Here is an 18,038-nt window from a genome sequence, read left to right on the forward strand (position 1 = left end):
ATCAGCGGGTTCCGGCCTCGAAAGGTTGCCAGGAGATCGGCGTGCCGACGCTGACCCGGGTGGTTTCCGCCGACACGAAGCCCAGACCATCGGCTTCGGCGAGCGGGAAAAGCGTGGCCGAGGCGCCCTCGCCCAGACGCTGCACCACCGGCAGGCCGTCGATTTCCCGGTTGCCCAGCCGGATCGGGAAGACCTCGGCCCGGCCCGGTTTGCGCGTCCAGTCGAACCCGGCCCGTCCGGCGCAATGGAACAGCGGCGCCGGAACCGCCCCCTTCAGCCGGGCGATCTGCGCCGAAACGAACAGCGTGAAGCCGACCAGGGCCGAGAACGGATTGCCCGGCAGGCCGGTCACCGCGGCAGCGCCCAGACGGCCGAACATCACCGGCTTGCCGGGTTTGAGCGCCACTTTCCAGCCGTCGATCTGCCCGCCCGCCGCGATCAGCGCCGGGCGCAGGTGATCGCGCCCGCCCATCGACACCGCGCCCGTGGTCACGATCAGATCATAGCGCCCCTGCAGGCTGGCGAATTTCGCTACGGTCGCCCCGGCCTCGTCGGGCAGGATGCCGTGATCCTCGACCTCGGCGCCCGCGCCCTGCGCCAGCGCGATCAGCATCGGCCGGTTCACATCGGGCATCATGTCCCGCGCCGATCCCTCGGCCTCGGGGCGGTGCAGCTCGTCGCCGGTCGACAGGATCGCCAGCCGCGGACGGCGCACGACCTCGACCCGGGTCACGCCATTCGAAGCCAGAAGACCGATGTGATGCGCCCGCAGACGGGTGCCGCGGCGCAGCAAAAGCCCGCCCGCGGGCTGTTCCGAGCCCACGGCGCGGATATGCGATCCCGGCGCGGGGGCGGCGGTCAGCTGCACGGCGGTCCCGGTCTCTGTCACCTCTTCGACCGGCACGACGGCATCGGCCCCGGCGGGGATCTGCGCCCCGGTGAAGATCCGCAGCGCGGCGCCCGCGGGCAGGGGGGGCGCCTGCATCCCGGCCGCGACCGTGCCCGCGACGGGCAGCGTCAGAGCGGCGGCCAGATCGGCGGTGCGCAGGGCAAAACCGTCCATTGCTGCGCGGGCAGCGCCGGGCAGGGCGATCTCGGCGCGCAGGCTGCTGGCCGCGGTCCGTCCCGCCGCCTGCGCCAGATCGAGGCTTTCGCTTTCGCCGATCGGCGCGACCAGACCGCAGGCCAGACGGCGGGCGGAATCGAGGTCGAGCATCGCGGATGCCGGGTGATCGCTTGCGGGCATCTGCCGTTCCTTTCGTGTCGGACCGGCCGCCGCCTGCGGGCGGCGGGCCGGAAAAAGCGGGGTGGAAACCATCCCGGTCGGGGTCCGCGGCGGGATCGGAAGCGGGGGCTTCGCGCCGCGGCCCGGCGCGAGCATCGGACCCGCGCGGCGGAAGGTCAACCGGCTCCGCTTGCGATATTTCCGTCTCCTCGCTTTGGCAACCGGGCCTCGCGGCCGAGGCCCGGTTGCGCGTCACCGCCGCCATCGCGGCACGGGCCGTGCCGCAGGGGTCGCGACAATTTTCTGGCGCCGGGGCCGCTGTTCAAAGCGACAGGGCCGCGATCTGCGCCGCCGTCATCGCGTCGCGCTGCGTCTCGGTGAAGGCGGCCACCTGCGCTCCGGTCAGCGCCCGGATGTCGGCGGTTTCCAGCGCGGCGATCTGATCGAGGGTGAAGGCCGCGATCTGCGCCGTGCGCAAGCCGCCCATCTGTGTCGTGCGCAGGCCGCGGATCGCCGCCGTCGACAGCGCCGCGATGGCGCCGGTGCTCAGCGCCTGGATCTGCGCCGTGGTCAGGCTGGCGACCTGCGCGGTCATCAGCGCCGCCGCCTGGGCGCTGGCCAGGCTGCCGATCTGTGCCGTGCCAAGCCCGACGATCGCCGCGGCGCTGATCCGGGCAAGATCCTGCGCCTCCAGTGCCCGCACCTGCGCCGTGGTCAGCGACGCCACCTGGCTCAGCGTCAGGCTTGCAGCCTGTGCCGTGGTCAGTGCGCGCACATCCTCGGTGCCAAGCCCGCGCAGCGCCGTGGTCGACAGACCCGCCAGCGCCGCGGTGCCGATCGCGGCGATCTGGTCGCTCGAGAGCGCGGCGATCTGCGTCGAGCCAAGCGCGCGGATCGCCGTGGCCGAGATCCCGCGCACCTGATCGGTCGAGAGCGCTGCCGCCTGCGCCGTGGTCAGGCCGGTGAGCGCCGTGGCGGTCAGCCGGGCGATCTGCGTCGCGGAAAGCGCGGCGATCTGGGCGGTGCGCAGGCTGGCGAGCTGCGCCGAGCCAAGACCGCCAACGGTCGTCGCCGAGAGCCGCGCCAGATCCTGGGTCTCGAAGGCCGCGATCTGTGCCGTGGTCAGCGCGGCGATCTGCGTCGAGCTGAGCCCCGGCGTCTGCGCCGTGGTCAGGGCCGCGATCTGCGCCGTCGACAGGCCGCGCAGCGCCGCCGTGGTCAGGCCCGCCACCGCGCCAGTGCCCAGCGCCGCGATCTGCCCTGTCCCGAAGGCCGCAAGCTGCGCCGAGCCGAAAGCGGCGGCCGCGGCGGCGGTGATGGCGCCGATCTGCGCCGTCGTCAGCGCCCCGATCTGCGGCACGCCAAGCCCCGCGATCGCCGCCGATCCCAGCCGCGCCACCTGCGTTTCGGTCAGCGCCGCGATCTGCCCGCTGCCAAAGGCCGCCATCTGCACCGCGCCGATCCCCGCCATCGCCGCGGGGGCCAGCTGCGCCACATCCGCGGCGTCAAGGGCGGCGATCTGCGCCGCCGAAAGCGCCTGGATCTGCGCCGAGCCGAGTCGCGCCACCTGCGCCCCGGTCAGGGCGGCGACATCGGCGGTTTCCATCCCGCGCAGTGCCGCCGTGCTCAGCATCGGAATGACCGTGCTGCTCAGCGCTTCGATCTGTGCGGTGCCGAAAGCCGCCAGCTGCGCCGATCCCAGCGCCGCGACCGCCGCGCCCGACAGCGCCGCGACCTGCGCCGTGCTCAGCGCTGCGATCTGCCGCGTCGTCAGCCCCGCAATCGCCGCGCTCGACAGCGCCGCGATCTGCGCCGTGCTCAGGGCGCGGATCTGCGCCGTGCCAAGGCTTGGCATCAGCGCAGTCCCGAACCCCGCCATGGCCGAGACCGAAAGCTGTGCAATATCAGCGGTTTCCAGCGCCGCAATCTGGGCTGTGCCCAGCGCCGCAATCTGTGCCGCGCTCAGCCGCGCCGCCTGTGCCGTGGTCAGGGCGACGATATCCTCCGTACCAAGACCCTTCAGCGCGGTCGGGCTCAGCGCGCTGATCGCCCCGGTCGACAGCGCCGCCACCTGCCGCGTCGAGAGCGCGGCCAGCTGCGCCGAGCCCAGCGCCTGCAGCGACGAGGGGGCGATCTGCGCCAGATCCTCGGTCTCGAAGGCGGCGAGCTGCCGCGTGGTGAGCGCGCCGATCTGCGCCGAGGTCAGCCGTGCCGCCTGCGCCGTGGTCAGCGCCACGATATCCTCGGACGCCAGACCTGCCAGCGCCGCCGTGCCCAGCGCCGCCACCGCCGCCGTGCTCAGCGCCGCGATTTGCCCGGTGGTGAAAGCGGCCACCTGCGCGGCGCTGAAGCCGCGGGCTGCACCGCCGGAAATTGCCCCCGCCTGAGCGGTCGAGAGCGCCGCGATCTGCCCGGTGGAAAGGGCCGCGATCGCCGCCGTGCCCAGCTGCCCGATCCGCGCCGCCCCCAGCGCGACGATCTGCGCCGTGCTCAGCCCCGCCACCTGCGTCGCGCCAAAACCCGCCATCGCCGCGGTGGAAAGCCGGCCGAGATCATCGATCTCGAGCGCGCCGATCTGGCCTGAGGTCAGGGCCGCCAGCTGCCCCGAGGTCAAGGCCGCCACCGCCGCATCGTTCAGCGCCGCGATATCCGCCGTGCCCAGCCCCGCGAGCGCCGCCGTTGACAGCGCCGCCACCGCCGCCGTGCCCAGCGCCGCGATCTGCGCCGTGTCGAAGCCCGCCACCTGCGTCGCGCTCAGCGTCCGGGCCGCGGTGGCCGAAAACGCGCCGATCTGCTCGACCGAGAACCCCGCCAGCTGCGCCGTGCTCAGGCCAAGAACCGCCGCCGTGCTCAGCCGCGCCACCTGCGCAAGGCTCAGCGCCGCGATCTGCGCCGTGCTCAGCCCGACGATCTGATCCGAGCCGAGCCCCTGCAACGCCAGCGTGCCAAGCTGGCTCAGATCCGCGGTTTCGATGGCGCGGATCTGCGCCGTGCTCAGCGCCGCGATCTGGCCCGAGGTCAGCGCCGCCACCGCCTCGCCGCCCAGCGCGGCGATGTCGTTGGTGCCCAGCCCGGCCAGCGCGGCGGTGCTCAGCCCGCCGATCGCCGCCGTGCCCAGCGCCGCCACCTGCGCCGTGCCCAGCGCCGTCAGCTGCGCCGCGCTCAGGCCCCGCGCAGCCGTGGCCGAGAGTGCCCCCAGTTGTTCCAGCGAGAGGCTGGCGATCTGCGCCGTGCTCAGCCCCGACAGCGCGTCACTGCTGAGCGCGGTGACCTGATCGGTCGAAAGGCAGGCCAGTTGCGCCGTCGACAGCGCGCGCGCCTGTGCCGAGGTCAGGCCCCGGATCGCGGTGGTGCTCAGCTGCGCCAGATCCTCGGTCTGGAAGGCGGCGATCTGCGTCGTCGTCAGGGCGGCGATCTGGCGCGACACCAGCGCCGCCGCCGCCTCGGCGGTCAGCGCGACGATGTCATTCGTGCCAAGGCCCGCCAGCGCCGAGCTGCTCAGCGCCGCCAGCGCCGCCGTCGACAGCGCGGCGATCTGCGCGGTGGAAAGCGCGGCGATCTGCGCCGAGCTCAGCCCGGCCCCGCCACCCGCCGAAAGCGCCGCCAGCTGATCGCCCGCCAGCGCCGCCACCTGCGCCGTCGAGAGCGCGCCCAGCGCCGTGCTGCTCAGGCAGGCCACCTGTTCGGTGCCCAGCGCCGCCATCTGCGTCAGGCTCAGGCCCTTGACCTGACTGGAGCCCAGCCCGGTCATCGCGGTGGTGCTCAGCCGCGCCAGATCGCCCGTCTCCAGCGCCGCGATCTGCTGCGAACTCAGCGCTGCGACCTGCGTCGCGGTCATCGCGCCGACCTGAGCGCCGCTGAGCGCCGCCACCGCCGCGCCGCTCAGCCCCCTGAGCGCCGCCGTGCCCAGCGTCGCAATCGCCGCCGTGCCGAAAGCCGCGATCTGCGTCGTGTTCAGCGCCGCGATCTGCGCCGAACTCAGCGCCCCGGCGACAGCGCTCGACAGCGCCGCGATCTGATCGACGCTCAGCCCGGCGATCTGGCCGGTGGTCAGCCCGGCAATCGCCGCGCCGGACAGGCTGGCGATCAGATCGGGGCCCAGCACGCCGATCTGCGCGCCGCTCAGGCATTTGATCTGCGCCGAGCCGAGCCCGGCCAGCGCCGCCGTCGAAAGCCGGGTCAGATCCTCGACCTCGATCGCCGCCAGCTGCTCGGTGCTCAGCGCCGCCAGCTGTTGCGAGGTCATCGCCGCCATCTGATCGCCGGTCAGCGCGACGATGTCGCCGGTCGCAAGCCCCTTCAGCGCGGCACTGGCCAGCGCGGCGAAACTGTCGGTGGCGATCGCCGCGATCTGCGCCGTGTTCAGCGCCGCGATCTGCGCCGAGCCAAGCCCGCCGACCGCGCCACTGGCCAGCGCCGCGACCTGATCGGTGCCAAGGCCGGCCAGCTGCGTCGTGCTCAGCGCGGTCACCGCCTCCTGCGACAGGGCGGCGACCTGATCGGCCTGCAGGGCCGCGATCTGCCGCGTCGACAGCCCCTTGATCTGGGTCGCGCCGAAGCCCGCCAGCGCCTCGGCGCCCAGGCGCATCAGATCGGCGGTTTCGAGCGCCGCCACCTGCGTGCTCGACAGCGCCAGAAGCTGCGTCGAGCCCAGCGCCGCCGCCTGCGCCGTGGTCAGCGCCACGATGTCATCGGTGCCAAGGCCCTTGATCGCATTGGCACTGAGCGCCGTCAGGCCGGCCGTGTTCAGCGCCGCGATCTGCTGCGTGCTCAGCGCCGCCATCTGTTCGGAGGTGAGGCCGCGCATCGCCGTGCTGGAAAGCGCGCGGATCTGCGCCGTGCTGAGGGTGCCGATCTGCGTCGCGCTCAGGCCCGGGAGGGCGGTGCTGCCCAGCCCGGCAATCTGCTGCGTCGAGAGCCCGGCGATTTGCGCGGTGGACAGCCCGGCAATCGTGGCCGACCCCAGCCCGGATAGCGCCGTCGCGCTGATCTGCGCCAGATCGGCCGCCTCAAGGGCTGCGATCTGCGTGCTGCTGAGCGCGCCGAGCTGCGCCGAGCCCAGACGCGCCGCCTGCGCCGTGGTCAGTGCCACGATGTCATCGGTGCCCAGACCGCGGATCGCCGCCGTGCCCAGCGCCGCCACCGTCGTCGGGGCCAGCGCCGCGATCTGCGCCGTGCCCAGCGCCGCCGCCTGCGCCGAGCTGAGCCCGGCCACCGCAAGGCTGGAGAGCGCGCCGATCTGCGCCGTGCTCAGCTTGCCGATCTGTGCCGTGCTCAGCCCCGAAACCGCCGCGCTGCCCAGCCCCGCGATCTGCGCCGTGCCCAGCGTCGCGATCTGCGCCGTGCTCAGCGCCCGCGCCTGCGCCGAGCCCAGCCCGGCCAGCGCGGCCGAGCCAAGCGCCGCAATGTCCGCGGTTTCAAAGGCGGCGATCTGTGCCGTCGTCAGCGCCGCGAGCTGCGTCGCTTTCAGCGCCCGCGCCTGCGCCGTGGTCAGCGCCGCGATATCCTCGGCCGCAAGCCCGCGCAGCCCCGCCGTCGACAGTCCCGCCACCGCCGCCGTGGCCAGAGCCGCGATCTGCCCGGTTTCAAGCGCCGCCAGCTGCGCCGAACTCAAACCCGCCGCGCCGGTGCCGCTGATCGCCGCCAGCTGCGCCGTGCCGAGCGCGGCAAGCTGCGCCGTGCCGAAGCCCGCAACCGCGGCACTGCCCAGCCCCGCCATGATCGCCGTGCCCATCGCCGCCAGATGCGCCTCGTGCAGCGCCGCGATCTGCGCCGCGCCAAGCCCGGCCGCCGCCTCGCCCGAGAGCCGGGCGAAATCCGCGACCTCCAGCGCCGCGATCTGTTCGGTGCTCAGCGCCGCCACCTGCATCTCGGTCATCGCGGCCAGCTGCGGCCCGGTCAGCGCCACGATGTCCTCGGGGGTCAGCGCCTGCAACGCCGCCGTGCCCAGCGCCGCAAAGGCGTCACTGCCCAAAGCCGCGATCTGCGCGGTGGACAAGGCGTCGATCTGCGCCGAGCTGAGCGCCCCGGCAGCGTCTTCGGACAGCGCGGCGATCTGCGCCGTGCCCAGCGTCGCCAGCTGCGCGGTGCTCAGCGCCGTCATCTGCGCCCCGGTCAGCGCCGCCAGTTCGATCGTGCTCAGGCTCGCCATGTCCTCGGTCGACAGCCCCTTCAGCGCGGCGGTGCCGATCGCCGCAAAGGCCGCGCCGGAAAAGGCGCCGATCTGCTCGGGGGAGAGGGCTGCCAGCTGCGCCGAGGTCAGAGCCGTCGCCGCCCGGCTGCCCAGCGCCCGGAGCTGCGCCGTCGAGAAAGCGCCGATCTGATCGGTGCCCAAAGCCTGGATCATGCCGCCGGTGAGCCCGGCCATCTGTTCGCTCGTCAGCGCCGCCAGCTTGTCGGTGGACAGGCTGCGGATCTGCGCCGAGCCAAGCCCGGCCAGCGCCGCGGTGCTCAGATGCGCGAAATCGACGGTTTCGAAAGCGGCCAGCTGCTCGGGGCTCAGCGCCGCGATCTGCGCCGCGGTCAAGGCCGCCGCGGCATTGACGCTCAGCGCCGCCACATCCTCCGGCGCCAGCCCGCGCAGCGCCGCCGTGCCCAGCGCGGCCACCGCCGCCTCGCTCAGTGCGGCGACCTGCGCCGTGCCCAACGCCGAAAGCTGCGCCGAGCTGATCGCCGCCGCCGCCGTCGCGGTCAGCACATTGAGCTGATCAAGGGTCAGCGCCGCGACCTGCTGCGTGCTCAGCGCCCGCATCTGCGTCGCGCTCAGCCCCCGCAGCGCCTCCGCGCCAAGCATCGCCAGATCGGCGGTTTCAAAGGCGCTGATCTGCTGCGTCGAGAGCGCCGCGATCTGCGCCGAGGTCAGCGCCGCTGCCTGTTCGGTGGTCAGCGCGACGATCGCCTCGGTCGAAAGGCCGCGCAAGGCGACAGTGTTCAGCACCGCGATCTGCGGAAACAGCAGCGCGGCGACCTGGTCGGTGGTCAGCATCTGCAGCTGCAGCGGCGTCAGCCCCGAGACGAAGCCGGTCGAGAGGGCCTGGATCTGCTCCGCGCCAAGGGCGCGCATCTGTTCCGGGCTGATGCCAATGATATCGCCCGTCGTCAGACCGGACATGACCGAGGTCGACAGCGCTGCGATTTCGGCCGTCGTCATCGTGCTGAGAAGGGACATTCTGCCACTCACCCTAAAGGGGCCCCTGCAGGCCCGGATCTGTTTTTGGCACCGCCGTTCTGGGATGCCGCGCACCGATCATCGGGCAGGGGGGTGAAAGAATCCTTAAATTCGATGCGCTTACGTTGACGCCCGGGCGGAAAACGCGGCCCGGCCGATCGTCGCGCCGCGACCGGCGGGGCGCGGCAGACCCCCGCGACCTCCTGAACCCGCAGGCCGAAACCGGCCTTTGCGCAGCGGCGCGCGGCGCCTGCCCGCCGTGGTCAGGGCTGCGCCTGCGGCGCCTGGCCGCAGCCGAAGAACCGCGCCTCGAAGGCGGATTGCGACAGCGGCCGTTCGAACAGATAGCCCTGGCCGTAATCGCAGCCCAGCGCGATCAGCGTCTGCAGCGCGGCCTCGGATTCGATCCCCTCGGCCAGAGCGACAAAGCCGAATTTCTTCGCCAGACCGATGATCGCCTCGACGATCTGGCGGGCGTCGCCATCGGCTTCGATGCCGCGCACGAAACTGGCGTCGATCTTCAGCGTCGTCACCGGCATCCGGCGCAGATAGGTCAGGCTGGAATAGCCGGTGCCGAAATCGTCGATCGCCAGCGCGATCCCCATCCGGCGCAGCCGTTGCAACGCCTCCATCGCGCCGGGAATGTCGACGGCCAGCTGATCCTCGGTCAGTTCGATCTGCAGCCCGAAGGGCGGGGCAACATCGTCCGAGGTCTTCCAGCCCACCCGCACCAGCGCCGCCTCGAGCACCTCGGCCCAGTCCTGCGCCGCAAGGCTGGAGGCGGTCTGGTTGATCGACAGCGTCCAGTCGGCATGGACCAGCCCCGCCCGGCGCCAGCGCGCCTGCACCGCCACCGCCCGGCGCAGCACCATGCGGTCGATCGCGGGCATCAGCCCGGCCTTGGCGGCCACCGGCAGGAACGCCCCCGGCATCACCAGCCCATGCCCGGGCCGGTTCCAGCGCACCAGCGCCTCACAGCCGCGCGGGCGCCGGTCATCGAGCGCGAAGATCGGCTGGAAATGCAGTTCGAATTCGTCGTTTTCCAGCGCGCTGACCAGCGCCACCCGGGTTTCCAGCTCGCGCAGCGCCTCGGCCCCCATCGAGGGCTCGTAGACCATCACCGCCCGGCGGTCCGATTTCGCCGCATACATCGCCAGATCGGAATTACGCAACAGCGCGTCGCGGCTGTCGCCATGGCGGCCGTAGCAGGCGATCCCCGCCGAGGCCGAGGGGCGGTAATTGTGCAGCCCCGGCAGATCGAGCGGCCGCGCCAGATGCTCAAGCAAGGCGCCCGCGCGGCGCTGCGCCGCCGCCTCGTCGGCATTGCCGATCAGCACCACGAATTCGTCGCCGCCGATCCGCGCCGCCAGCTCGCCCTCGGTCAGCGCCGCGCGCAGCCGGTCGGCGATCACCGTCAAAAGCAGATCGCCGGTCTCGTGGCCAAGCGAGTCGTTCACCGACTTGAACTTGTTCAGATCCAGATACATCAGCGCGAAACTTTGCCCCGCGCGCGAGGCGAAGCCGATCCAGTCGTCGATCCGCTCGGCCAGCAGGCGGCGGTTGGCAAGGCCGGTCAGCTGGTCGAACTGCGCCATGCGCTGGTTGTCGGCCTGGGTCTGGCGCAAAAGCGTCAGATCGGCCAGCATCGCCACATGGCCCAGATTGGTGCCCGCCGCATCGGTCAGCCGGGTGATCCGCGCCCAGCAGGTCAGCTGGCGGTCATCCTGGCTGTGCAGCGCCACCTCGCCCTGCCAGGAGCCCTCGGCGCGCGCAAGAACCTGGCGCAGCCAGGTGTCGGTCTCGGACATCCCGGCGATGATCCAGCGCGAGCCGGTGCGCGGCGTCACCAGCGCATCCAGCCGCAGCCCGGCATTCGTCCCAAGGGCGATGCCGCTCATCCGTTCGAACGCCGGATTGACCCGCAGCACCCGCAGCTCCGGATCGGTGATCACGATCGCATCCGAGGATTGCTCGAACACCCGGTCCGCCAGCCGTTCCACCTCGCGGGTGCGCAATTCCTCGGTGATGTCGCGGGCGCGGGTAAAGACGCCGATCACCGCGCCGTCGTCGTCGAAGATCGGGCGGCGCTCGGTCAGCAGATGCGCCGGGCGCGGCGTGCCGGGCTGGCCATCCTGGGCCCGGGTCGGGCGCAGCACCGAGTCTTCGATGATCAGCGCCGTGCGCCGCGCGATCACCCCGGCCTCCAGCGTGTTCAGATGCCGGGCCAGCTTCTCGTCCATGAACTGCGACCGCCGCCGCCCCTCGATCTCGGCGGGAATGCGGCCAAAGGGTTGGGCATAGGCCTTGTTGGCGATCACCACCCGGCCCTCGGTATCGGTCAGCGCCACCGGGTCGATCGTGCTCTCGATCAGCAGGCGCAGCAATTCGGGATTGCCAGCCGAAGTCCCGGTATCGATCGGCAGCAACACCAGCCACCAGGTCGCAGGCTCGCCCCCGAGCGCGTCGGGCGCGGCGACGACATGGGCGTGAAAGCTGTGCCGCGGCCCCTCGGCCCGTCCGATCCGCAGCCGCAGCGTCACCGGGGGCGCCGCCGTGGGGGGCACCGCCGTGGCAGTGTCGGGCGGCAGGAAGGCCGCATCCAGCGCCTGGGTCAGGGCCCGCGCCTGACTGCGCGACAGCACCGCCCGCAACACGCCCGAACGCTCGACAGTGCCGCCATCGCCCAGCAGCGCCCGCGCCGCCGCATTCGCATCGACGACGCGCAGCGCATGGGTCAGCTGCAGCACCGGCACCGGCAGCCGGCGCAGCAATTGCCCCGGCCTTTGCATCTGCCCGGCCGGGTGGTGCAGCGCAAGCTCCAGCGCCGCCGCCTGTTCCGCGCAGCTTACCCGCAGCCGGTCGAGCGCCGCGCGCAGCTCGGCCTGCGCCGCCGCAGGGTCCTCCGCCGCGGGCTGCGCCAGCGCCGCTTCCAGCGCGCTCAGGCGCATCTCGATCTCGGCCATGGGGTTGTTGACCGTCTCCGGGATCTTCGGACGCGACCCGACGACAGGCGACCAGGGGGGCGCCGGATCCGCTGCGGGGGATGAAGGGGGCTGCCAATGCATGGAGGGACGCTCCTCGGGCGTCGTGAAAAGCGAGTCGGATCGATACCTTTGTTCCGACATGAATCGGGAACCGCGACCATCTGTCAACTTGCCAGTTTGCGACGGGGGCGGTGATCGCGCAAAAGATGTGCGGAAAAACTTCTGGACATGCCCCTTCCGGCCGCTGTGTGTCGCATTTTAACAAAGAAAGGCTGCTTTTTCGGCCTTGCGGGGCGATGCGGCGGGGCAGGTTTCGCGAAACGTTAGCAAACGCCCCGCATACTCGCCAAGGTTGCAAGTGGATGCGTTCAGATGTCGGAAAAAACTCTGCCCCGGACCTCGCTGCCCCGGAACTCCCTGCGGCGCGTGATGGTGATGACGCTGGGCCTGCCTGCCGTTCTGGCGCTGCTCTTCGGGGGCTTCCTGATCGTGGAACGCTGGGCGGCGCTTGAGGATGCCCGGCAGGTGCAGCGGCTGATGCTGGTGGCCGAGACGGCGGCGTCGGTGGCGCATGACCAGCAGCTCGAACGCGATTTGACGAGCCTGTATCTGAACGGCCAGGAAACGGCGGTGCCCGACAAGCTGACCGCCCAGCGGGCGCAGACCGACGCCGCGCGGGCGGCGCTGATCGCCCGGTCAGATGCGATCGGACTGGACCGGCTGCCGCCGCAGGTGGCGGCGCTGATCGAGGAGCTGCGCGGCGATTTCGAAAAAAGCGCCGATTTGCGCAGTGCGGTCGATGCCCGCACGATCCCCGCGCCGGAGGCGAACGAGTATTACTCTGAAATGAATGACGATGTGCTGCAGCTGGTCGAGGTGGTGGCCGGTGCCAGCGCCGATGCGCAGGTCAATGCCCGGATCACCTCCTATGCCGCCTTCATGATGGCGAAGGAACGTGCGGGACAGGAACGCGCGCAGGGCGCTGTGGCATTCCGGGAGGGCGTCTTCGACACGGCGGCGCTGCTGAAGATGCGTGCGCTGGTGGCGCAGCAGGATCAGGCGCTGCAGTTCTTCGTCGCTTTCGCCACCGAGGAGGACCGGACGGCGGTGACACGGCTGAACGAGCTGCCCGCTTCGGTCGAGCTTGCGCGGATGCGCGAGATCGCCTTCCGCTTCCCCCAGACGCAGGATGCCGGTGGCGTCACCGCGGAGGCCTTTTTCGCCAGCGCGACGGCGCGGATCGAGGCGATGAAACGGCTCGAGACCGAGATCGGCACGCATATTGCGGCGGCGGCAGCGGCCCGGGCGCAGCGGGCGCTGATCGGCTTTCTCGGCTTTGGCGCGATCATCGCCGGTGCGCTGCTGGTGTCGATGCTGACCGGGGCGCGGTCGGTGCTGCGGACCGAGGCGGATGTGGGCGCGCTGGTGCGGGCCGCCGATACGATGGCGGGGGGGCAGCTGGAGGTGCGCCTGCCGGAGCCGCGCCTGCGCGAGACCGCGCAGATGGGGCGCGCGCTCGACGGTTTCCGCGTCAGCATCCTCGATGGCCGGGAGATCGCCCGCAAGGCCGAGGAAGACCGTGAAGCGCATCGCCAGGCGGAGGCACAACGCGAGGCCGCCGCGCGGGCTGGCAAGGAGGCGTTGCAGGCGCGCGAGGCCGAGGCGGCGCGGCTTGCGGCCGAGCGCGACCGGCAGATCGCCGCCGAGATTTCCGCGGTGGTGACGGCCTGTGCCGAGGGCGATTTCTCGCGCCGGATCCCGCTTGACGACAAGGAGGGCAGCCTGGCCCAAATCTGCGCCGGGCTGAACCGGATCGGCGAGATCACCGATGCCGGGATCGCCGAGGTCAATACCGCGCTGCGTCACCTGGCCGAGGGGGATCTGACCTATCGGATCCGCGACGGCTTTGTCGGCGTCTTCGGCGAGATGGCGCAGTCAGTGCGGGCGGCGAAGGACAGCATCGCCCGGACGGTGCTGGCGATCGAGGCGGCCACGGTGACGATCGACGGGTCGAGCAGCGAGCTCAGCTCTGCGGCCAATGATCTGGCGCGGCGCAGCGAACAGAATGCGGCGATGCTGGAACAGACCGCCTCGGCGCTGGAGGAGATGTCGGGGTCGATCGGCTCGATGGCGGGGATCGCCAATGACGCCAAGGACCGCATGCGCGAGATTTCGCGCCGCGCCGAGGCCGGCAATGGCATCGCCACCCAGGCGATGGCGGCGATGGACAGCATCCGCCAGTCCTCCGAACGCATCGCGGGGGTGTTGCAGGTGATCGACGACATCGCCTTCCAGACCAATCTTCTGGCGCTGAACGCGGGTGTCGAGGCGGCACGGGCGGGCGAAAGCGGGCGCGGCTTTGCCGTTGTCGCCTCCGAGGTACGGGCGCTGGCGCAGCGCTCCTCCGAGGCCTCGCGCGAGATTGCGCAGATCATCGGCGCGGCGACGCAGGATGTCGGCCTCGGCGTCGAGATGGTCGATCAGACCGCGGGGGCGCTGGGGCAGATCGTCGGCACGATCCGCGAGGCGCTGGACCGGATCGAGCATATCGCCGGGGCCGTGGGCGAGACCGAGGTCGGCATTGCCGAGATTTCCAAGGCGACGACGGAACTTGACCGGGTGACGCAGCAGAATGCCGCGATGTTCGAGCAGACCAATGCCGCGCTTGGTGCGCTGCGGATCGAGACCGATGCGCTGATGGCCAATGTGGCGCAGTTCCGCACCGACAAGGAAGACCCGCCGGAGCTGCGCGGTCGCGCCGCCTGACGCCGCGGTCGCGCCGCCGTTAAACCAGACCGCCGAGGGCGGGGGCAAGTTGCCGGGCCAGATAGTCGCGAAAGGCCGGCTCCTCCAGCGGCGGTGCGAACAGATAGCCCTGCAGGATGTCGCAGCCCATCAGCCGCAACGTCTCGGCCTGGGCCATGGTTTCCACCCCCTCGGCGACGGTGGCGACCCCAAGCGTGCGGGCGATCTGCACGATCTGCCGCACCAGATCGGCCTCATGCGTGTCGCGGCGCAGCGCCGCCACGATGCGCCGGTCGATCTTCAGCGCCGCGGGCCGGATCTCCATCAGCCCGAGGATCGAGGTCTGCCCGGAGCCGAAATCGTCGATCTCGATCTCGATCCCCTCGGCGCGCAGCTGTGTCAGTGTGTCCCGCAGGTTGCGCCCCTCCTCCTGCCAGTCGCCGGTTTCGAGCAGCTCCAGCGCCACCCGGGTCCGGCCGCGCCCGACCCGGCGCACCGCCGCGGGCAGGGCCGGATCGCGCAGCCGCCCGGTGCAGATGTTGAAGCTGATCCGCGGCAGCACGATCCCCGTCGCCTCGAGCCGCTCCAGCACCGCCGCGGTCTTCTCCATCATCACCCGGTCGATCTCTGCGACGATGCGCAGATCGCGTGCCACCCGCAAAAAGCCGTCCGGCGTCAGCAGGCCGCGCTCGGGGTTGCGCCAGCGCACCAGAACCTCGACCCCGGCCAGGGACAGATCCTGCGCCCGGACCTGCGGCTGAAACCAGGGTTCGAATTCGTCGCGCTCGAAGGCGGCGCTGAATTGTGCCGCCATCAGCCGGTCGAGATGCACCTGCTCGGCCATCGCATGATCGAAGATCTCGACCCGGTTGCGCCCCGCCGCCTTCGCCCGATAAAGCGCCGCATCGGCGTAAAGCTGCAATTCCTCGGCCAGATCGGTGATGTTCTTCGCGATCACCACGCCAAAGGAGGCGCTGATCCGGCAGGGATGACCGCGGTAGCGCAACGGCTCGTCCAGCCCCTTGCGCAGCCGCTCAAGCACCTTGCGGGCCCGCACCTCGGTGCTGCCGGGGGCCAGCAGCAGGCAGAATTCGTCGCCGCCAAGCCGGGCGGCGAAATCATCCGCCTGCAGGTTGCAGCGCATCAGATCGGCGACCCGCAGCAGCACCCGGTCGCCCGCCTCGTGGCCCAGCGTGTCGTTGATCTGCTTGAAATGATCGAGATCGATCTGGATCAGCACGCAATCGCGCGGCCCGCCCGCCGCCGCCGCGCGCAGCCGGGTCTCGATGTGGCGGTCGAAATAGCGCCGGTTCGGCAGCCGCGTCAGCCCGTCATGCAGCGCCAGATGCTCGTTTTCGCCGCGCATCCGTTCCGCCAGCGCATAGGCGCTTTCCAGCTCGGCCTCGCGCAGCACATCGGGGGTGGCGTCGTAAAGCGCGCCGGTCCAGACCACCGTGCCGTCAGGCTTCGCCTCGGGCAGCGAGGCCGCCATCAGCCAGATCTGCCCGCGCTCGGGATGCAGGAAGCGGAACCGCATCCGCCAGGGCGTCAGGTTCTCGGCGCTGCGTCGCGTCATCTCCTCCATCGCCACGCGGTCCTCGGGCATGATCCGCACCAGCAGGCCGCCGCGGAGCCGGTCGATCGCGGCGCGGCCGAGGCCCACAAGCTCGCTGAACCGCCCGCTTGTATAGGGGAAATCGGCCCGCCCGTCGGGGTGGCGGCGATACTCGAACAGCCCCACCGGCACGATGTCGAGGATCGAGGCGATGCGCGCATGCGCCTGGCGGATCTCCTCGGCGTCGGCGCTGGCCCGGGCTTCCATCGTCAACCTCTCGGTGATGTCGAGCGCCTTGCCGAACCAGCGCACCCGGCCATCGGCCTGCACCGAGGGCGAGGCCCAGAGATTGATCCAGCGCGTGCTGCCGTCGGGCAAAAGCACCCGGTGCCGCGCCTCGACCTGCGCCAGCGTCTCGCGCGCGCGCCGGAAGGCGTCGAAGACCGCGTCGATTTCCGCGGGCGGGATGTTGCGGAACACCGCCGGGCCGCCCGCCTGCATCTCCTCGGTGCTGACGCCCAGAAGCTCGGCGAATTTGTTGGTGAAATAGGGAAACGTGACGCGATCGCCGAGGCGCTGCATCTCGAACAGCGCCCCCGGCACGTTCTGCGCGATCGTGTCGAGCCGTGCATGCGCCAGCCGCAGCTCCTCCAGCGTTTCGGCCAGCCGCGCCTGCATCGCGCTTTGCTCGGTCACGTCCAGCACCGAGCCATACCAGATCACCGCGCCATCGCTCTGGCGCACCGGCATCGAGGACAGCTGCAGCCGCCGCAGGCCCTTTTGCGGATGCACGAGCCGGTAGAGGAAGACAAGCGGCGTCAGGCTGTCGCGTGAGCTGCGCAGCGCCGCGGTCAGGATCGGCGCATCCTCGGGGTGGATATTGGCGGCAGCGGCGGCGCCATCGGCCTCGATCGCGGCGCGGGGCACGCCCAGCAGATCGGGCAGCCGGGCGCTGAAATAGGGCAGGTCGATCCGGCCCGAGGGGTCTTCGCGGTGTTCGAACAGCGCCCCGGGGGCCTTGTCGGCCAGCGTGTTCAGCCGGTCGCGTGCGATCCGTGCCGCCTCGGCCGCCTCGGCCAGCCGTTTTTCCGTTTCCTTGCGGGCGGTGATATCCTGGAAGGCGCCGCAGATGCGCACCGGCTGGCCGTCTTCGCACTGCGCCTCGCCCAGCGACAGCACCCAGATCCGGGTGCCGTCGGCGCGGATCAGCGGCAGCTCGAACTGCCAGGAGGTGCCGTCGCGCATCGCCGCCGCCACCGCGGCGGTGACCACCGGGCGCGCCTCGGGGGCGTAGAAGTCGATCGCGCTGTCGAGCGGCGGCACCGTGCCGGGGGGCATGCCATGGATCCGGCAGGTCTCGTCGGACCAGTAGATTTCCTCGCTGCGCAGGTCGAGTTCCCAGCAGCCAAAGCCCGCCAGCGTCCCGGCCTTTTCCAGAAGTCCCTGCACCCGGCCCAGCTGGCCCTCGCGCGCCTTGGTCGCGTCGATGTCGCGGCGCACGCCATAGATCCATTCCGGCCGCCCCTGCGCGTCGCGCAGCTGCAGCCGCCCGACATCGCGCACCCAGATCCAGCGGCCGTCGCGGTGGCGCATCCGCGCCTCGAGGTCATACCAGGGGGTCTCGCCGGCCAGGTGACGCTGCACTTCCTGTTGCGCCCGGGACAGATCATCGGGATGGCAAAGCCGCCGCCAGGTGTCGATGCTGGTCTCGAGATTGGTGTCGGGACCGGCGGCGGCCAGATCGGTCGGCCGATAGCCGAGGATCGCGGCCCATCGCTCGTTGACCCGGATGGCGCCGCTTTGCAGGTTCCAGGCCCAGGTGCCAAGCTGGGTCTGGTCCAGATAGCGGGCGATCTCGTCGCGTTCGGCCCGGCTGCGGGCGAGCGCCTCGGCGCTTGCCGCCTCGGTCAGCACGGCGCGGCCGGGCTGGGCCGGACCCGGGCGCAGCAGGGTGACATGGCTGGGCAGGGCGGGCTTGCTTTTGCGCGCAACCTCAAGGCGCAGCGTCGTCACCGTCGCCTCCGAGGCGAGCCAGGCCGCAAGGCGCCTGCGGTCGGAGGGCGCGAAAAGATCGGTCAGCGCCGCGCCCGTAATCGGGCCGGCAAGGTCCAGCATCCCGGCGGGATCGGCCAGCGCGACGATCCGGCCCGCGGCGTCGAAATCGACCGTCACCGGCGGCGGTGGGCCGTCGCAGGTCTCGGTTGCGGCTTCTCCGGCGGCATTTCCGAAATCCGGTGCAGTGAGCATAGATGACCCCCAGTGCCCTGTTCGGCCGAGGCGGGGACGTTTCCCCTCGCTGGAAAGGGACCATAATTTGGTTAACGAAAAATTAACGATTTATTAACGCGGCAGCGCGGCAGA

General features: G+C 71.3%; 5 protein-coding genes. 1 reads left to right on the top strand and 4 read right to left on the bottom strand.

Translation table 11 applies throughout. The features are described 5' to 3' along the window. Window position 1: 1 nt before the first annotated feature. The 3 genes from AC4PTB_RS03425 to AC4PTB_RS03435 form a co-directional block, all read right to left on the bottom strand. The gene (locus AC4PTB_RS03425) at window positions 2-1,246 is read right to left on the bottom strand and encodes a molybdopterin molybdotransferase MoeA (protein WP_492191700.1); all 1,245 of its coding nucleotides are present in this window, start codon (window positions 1,244-1,246) and stop codon (window positions 2-4) included. Window positions 1,247-1,547: 301 nt separating this feature from the next. Then, window positions 1,548-8,393: a hypothetical protein gene (locus AC4PTB_RS03430; protein WP_492191701.1), complete on the bottom strand. Its 6,846-nt coding sequence runs from the start codon at window positions 8,391-8,393 to the stop codon at window positions 1,548-1,550. Between the two features lie 263 nt (window positions 8,394-8,656). Next, the gene (locus AC4PTB_RS03435; RefSeq protein ID WP_492191702.1) at window positions 8,657-11,356 is read right to left on the bottom strand and encodes a putative bifunctional diguanylate cyclase/phosphodiesterase; all 2,700 of its coding nucleotides are present in this window, start codon (window positions 11,354-11,356) and stop codon (window positions 8,657-8,659) included. A gap of 393 nt (window positions 11,357-11,749) precedes the next feature. Here AC4PTB_RS03435 and AC4PTB_RS03440 point away from each other — a divergent pair, with 393 nt between their 5' ends. Continuing rightward, window positions 11,750-14,143 carry a methyl-accepting chemotaxis protein gene (locus tag AC4PTB_RS03440; RefSeq protein WP_492191703.1) on the top strand — a complete coding sequence of 798 codons (2,394 nt, stop codon included), beginning with the start codon at window positions 11,750-11,752 and terminating at the stop codon, window positions 14,141-14,143. Window positions 14,144-14,162: 19 nt separating this feature from the next. Here AC4PTB_RS03440 and AC4PTB_RS03445 read toward each other — a convergent pair whose 3' ends face one another. Beyond that, entirely contained in the window at window positions 14,163-17,924 is a 3,762-nt protein-coding gene (locus AC4PTB_RS03445) for a sensor domain-containing protein (protein ID WP_492191704.1), read from the bottom strand. Window positions 17,925-18,038 lie beyond the last annotated feature (114 nt).

This window comes from Rhodobacter sp. 4.3.4 (assembly GCF_058724655.1).

Excerpts from the sequence above, each read along its gene's own strand:
- AC4PTB_RS03435 (WP_492191702.1), bottom strand. The coding sequence starts at position 11,356 with ATGGCCGAGATCGAGATGCGCCTGAGCGCGCTGGAAGCGGCGCTGGCG.
- AC4PTB_RS03445 (WP_492191704.1), bottom strand. The coding sequence starts at position 17,924 with ATGCTCACTGCACCGGATTTCGGAAATGCCGCCGGAGAAGCCGCAACC.
- AC4PTB_RS03425 (WP_492191700.1), bottom strand. The coding sequence starts at position 1,246 with ATGCCCGCAAGCGATCACCCGGCATCCGCGATGCTCGACCTCGATTCC.
- AC4PTB_RS03430 (WP_492191701.1), bottom strand. The coding sequence starts at position 8,393 with ATGTCCCTTCTCAGCACGATGACGACGGCCGAAATCGCAGCGCTGTCG.
- AC4PTB_RS03440 (WP_492191703.1), top strand. The coding sequence starts at position 11,750 with ATGTCGGAAAAAACTCTGCCCCGGACCTCGCTGCCCCGGAACTCCCTG.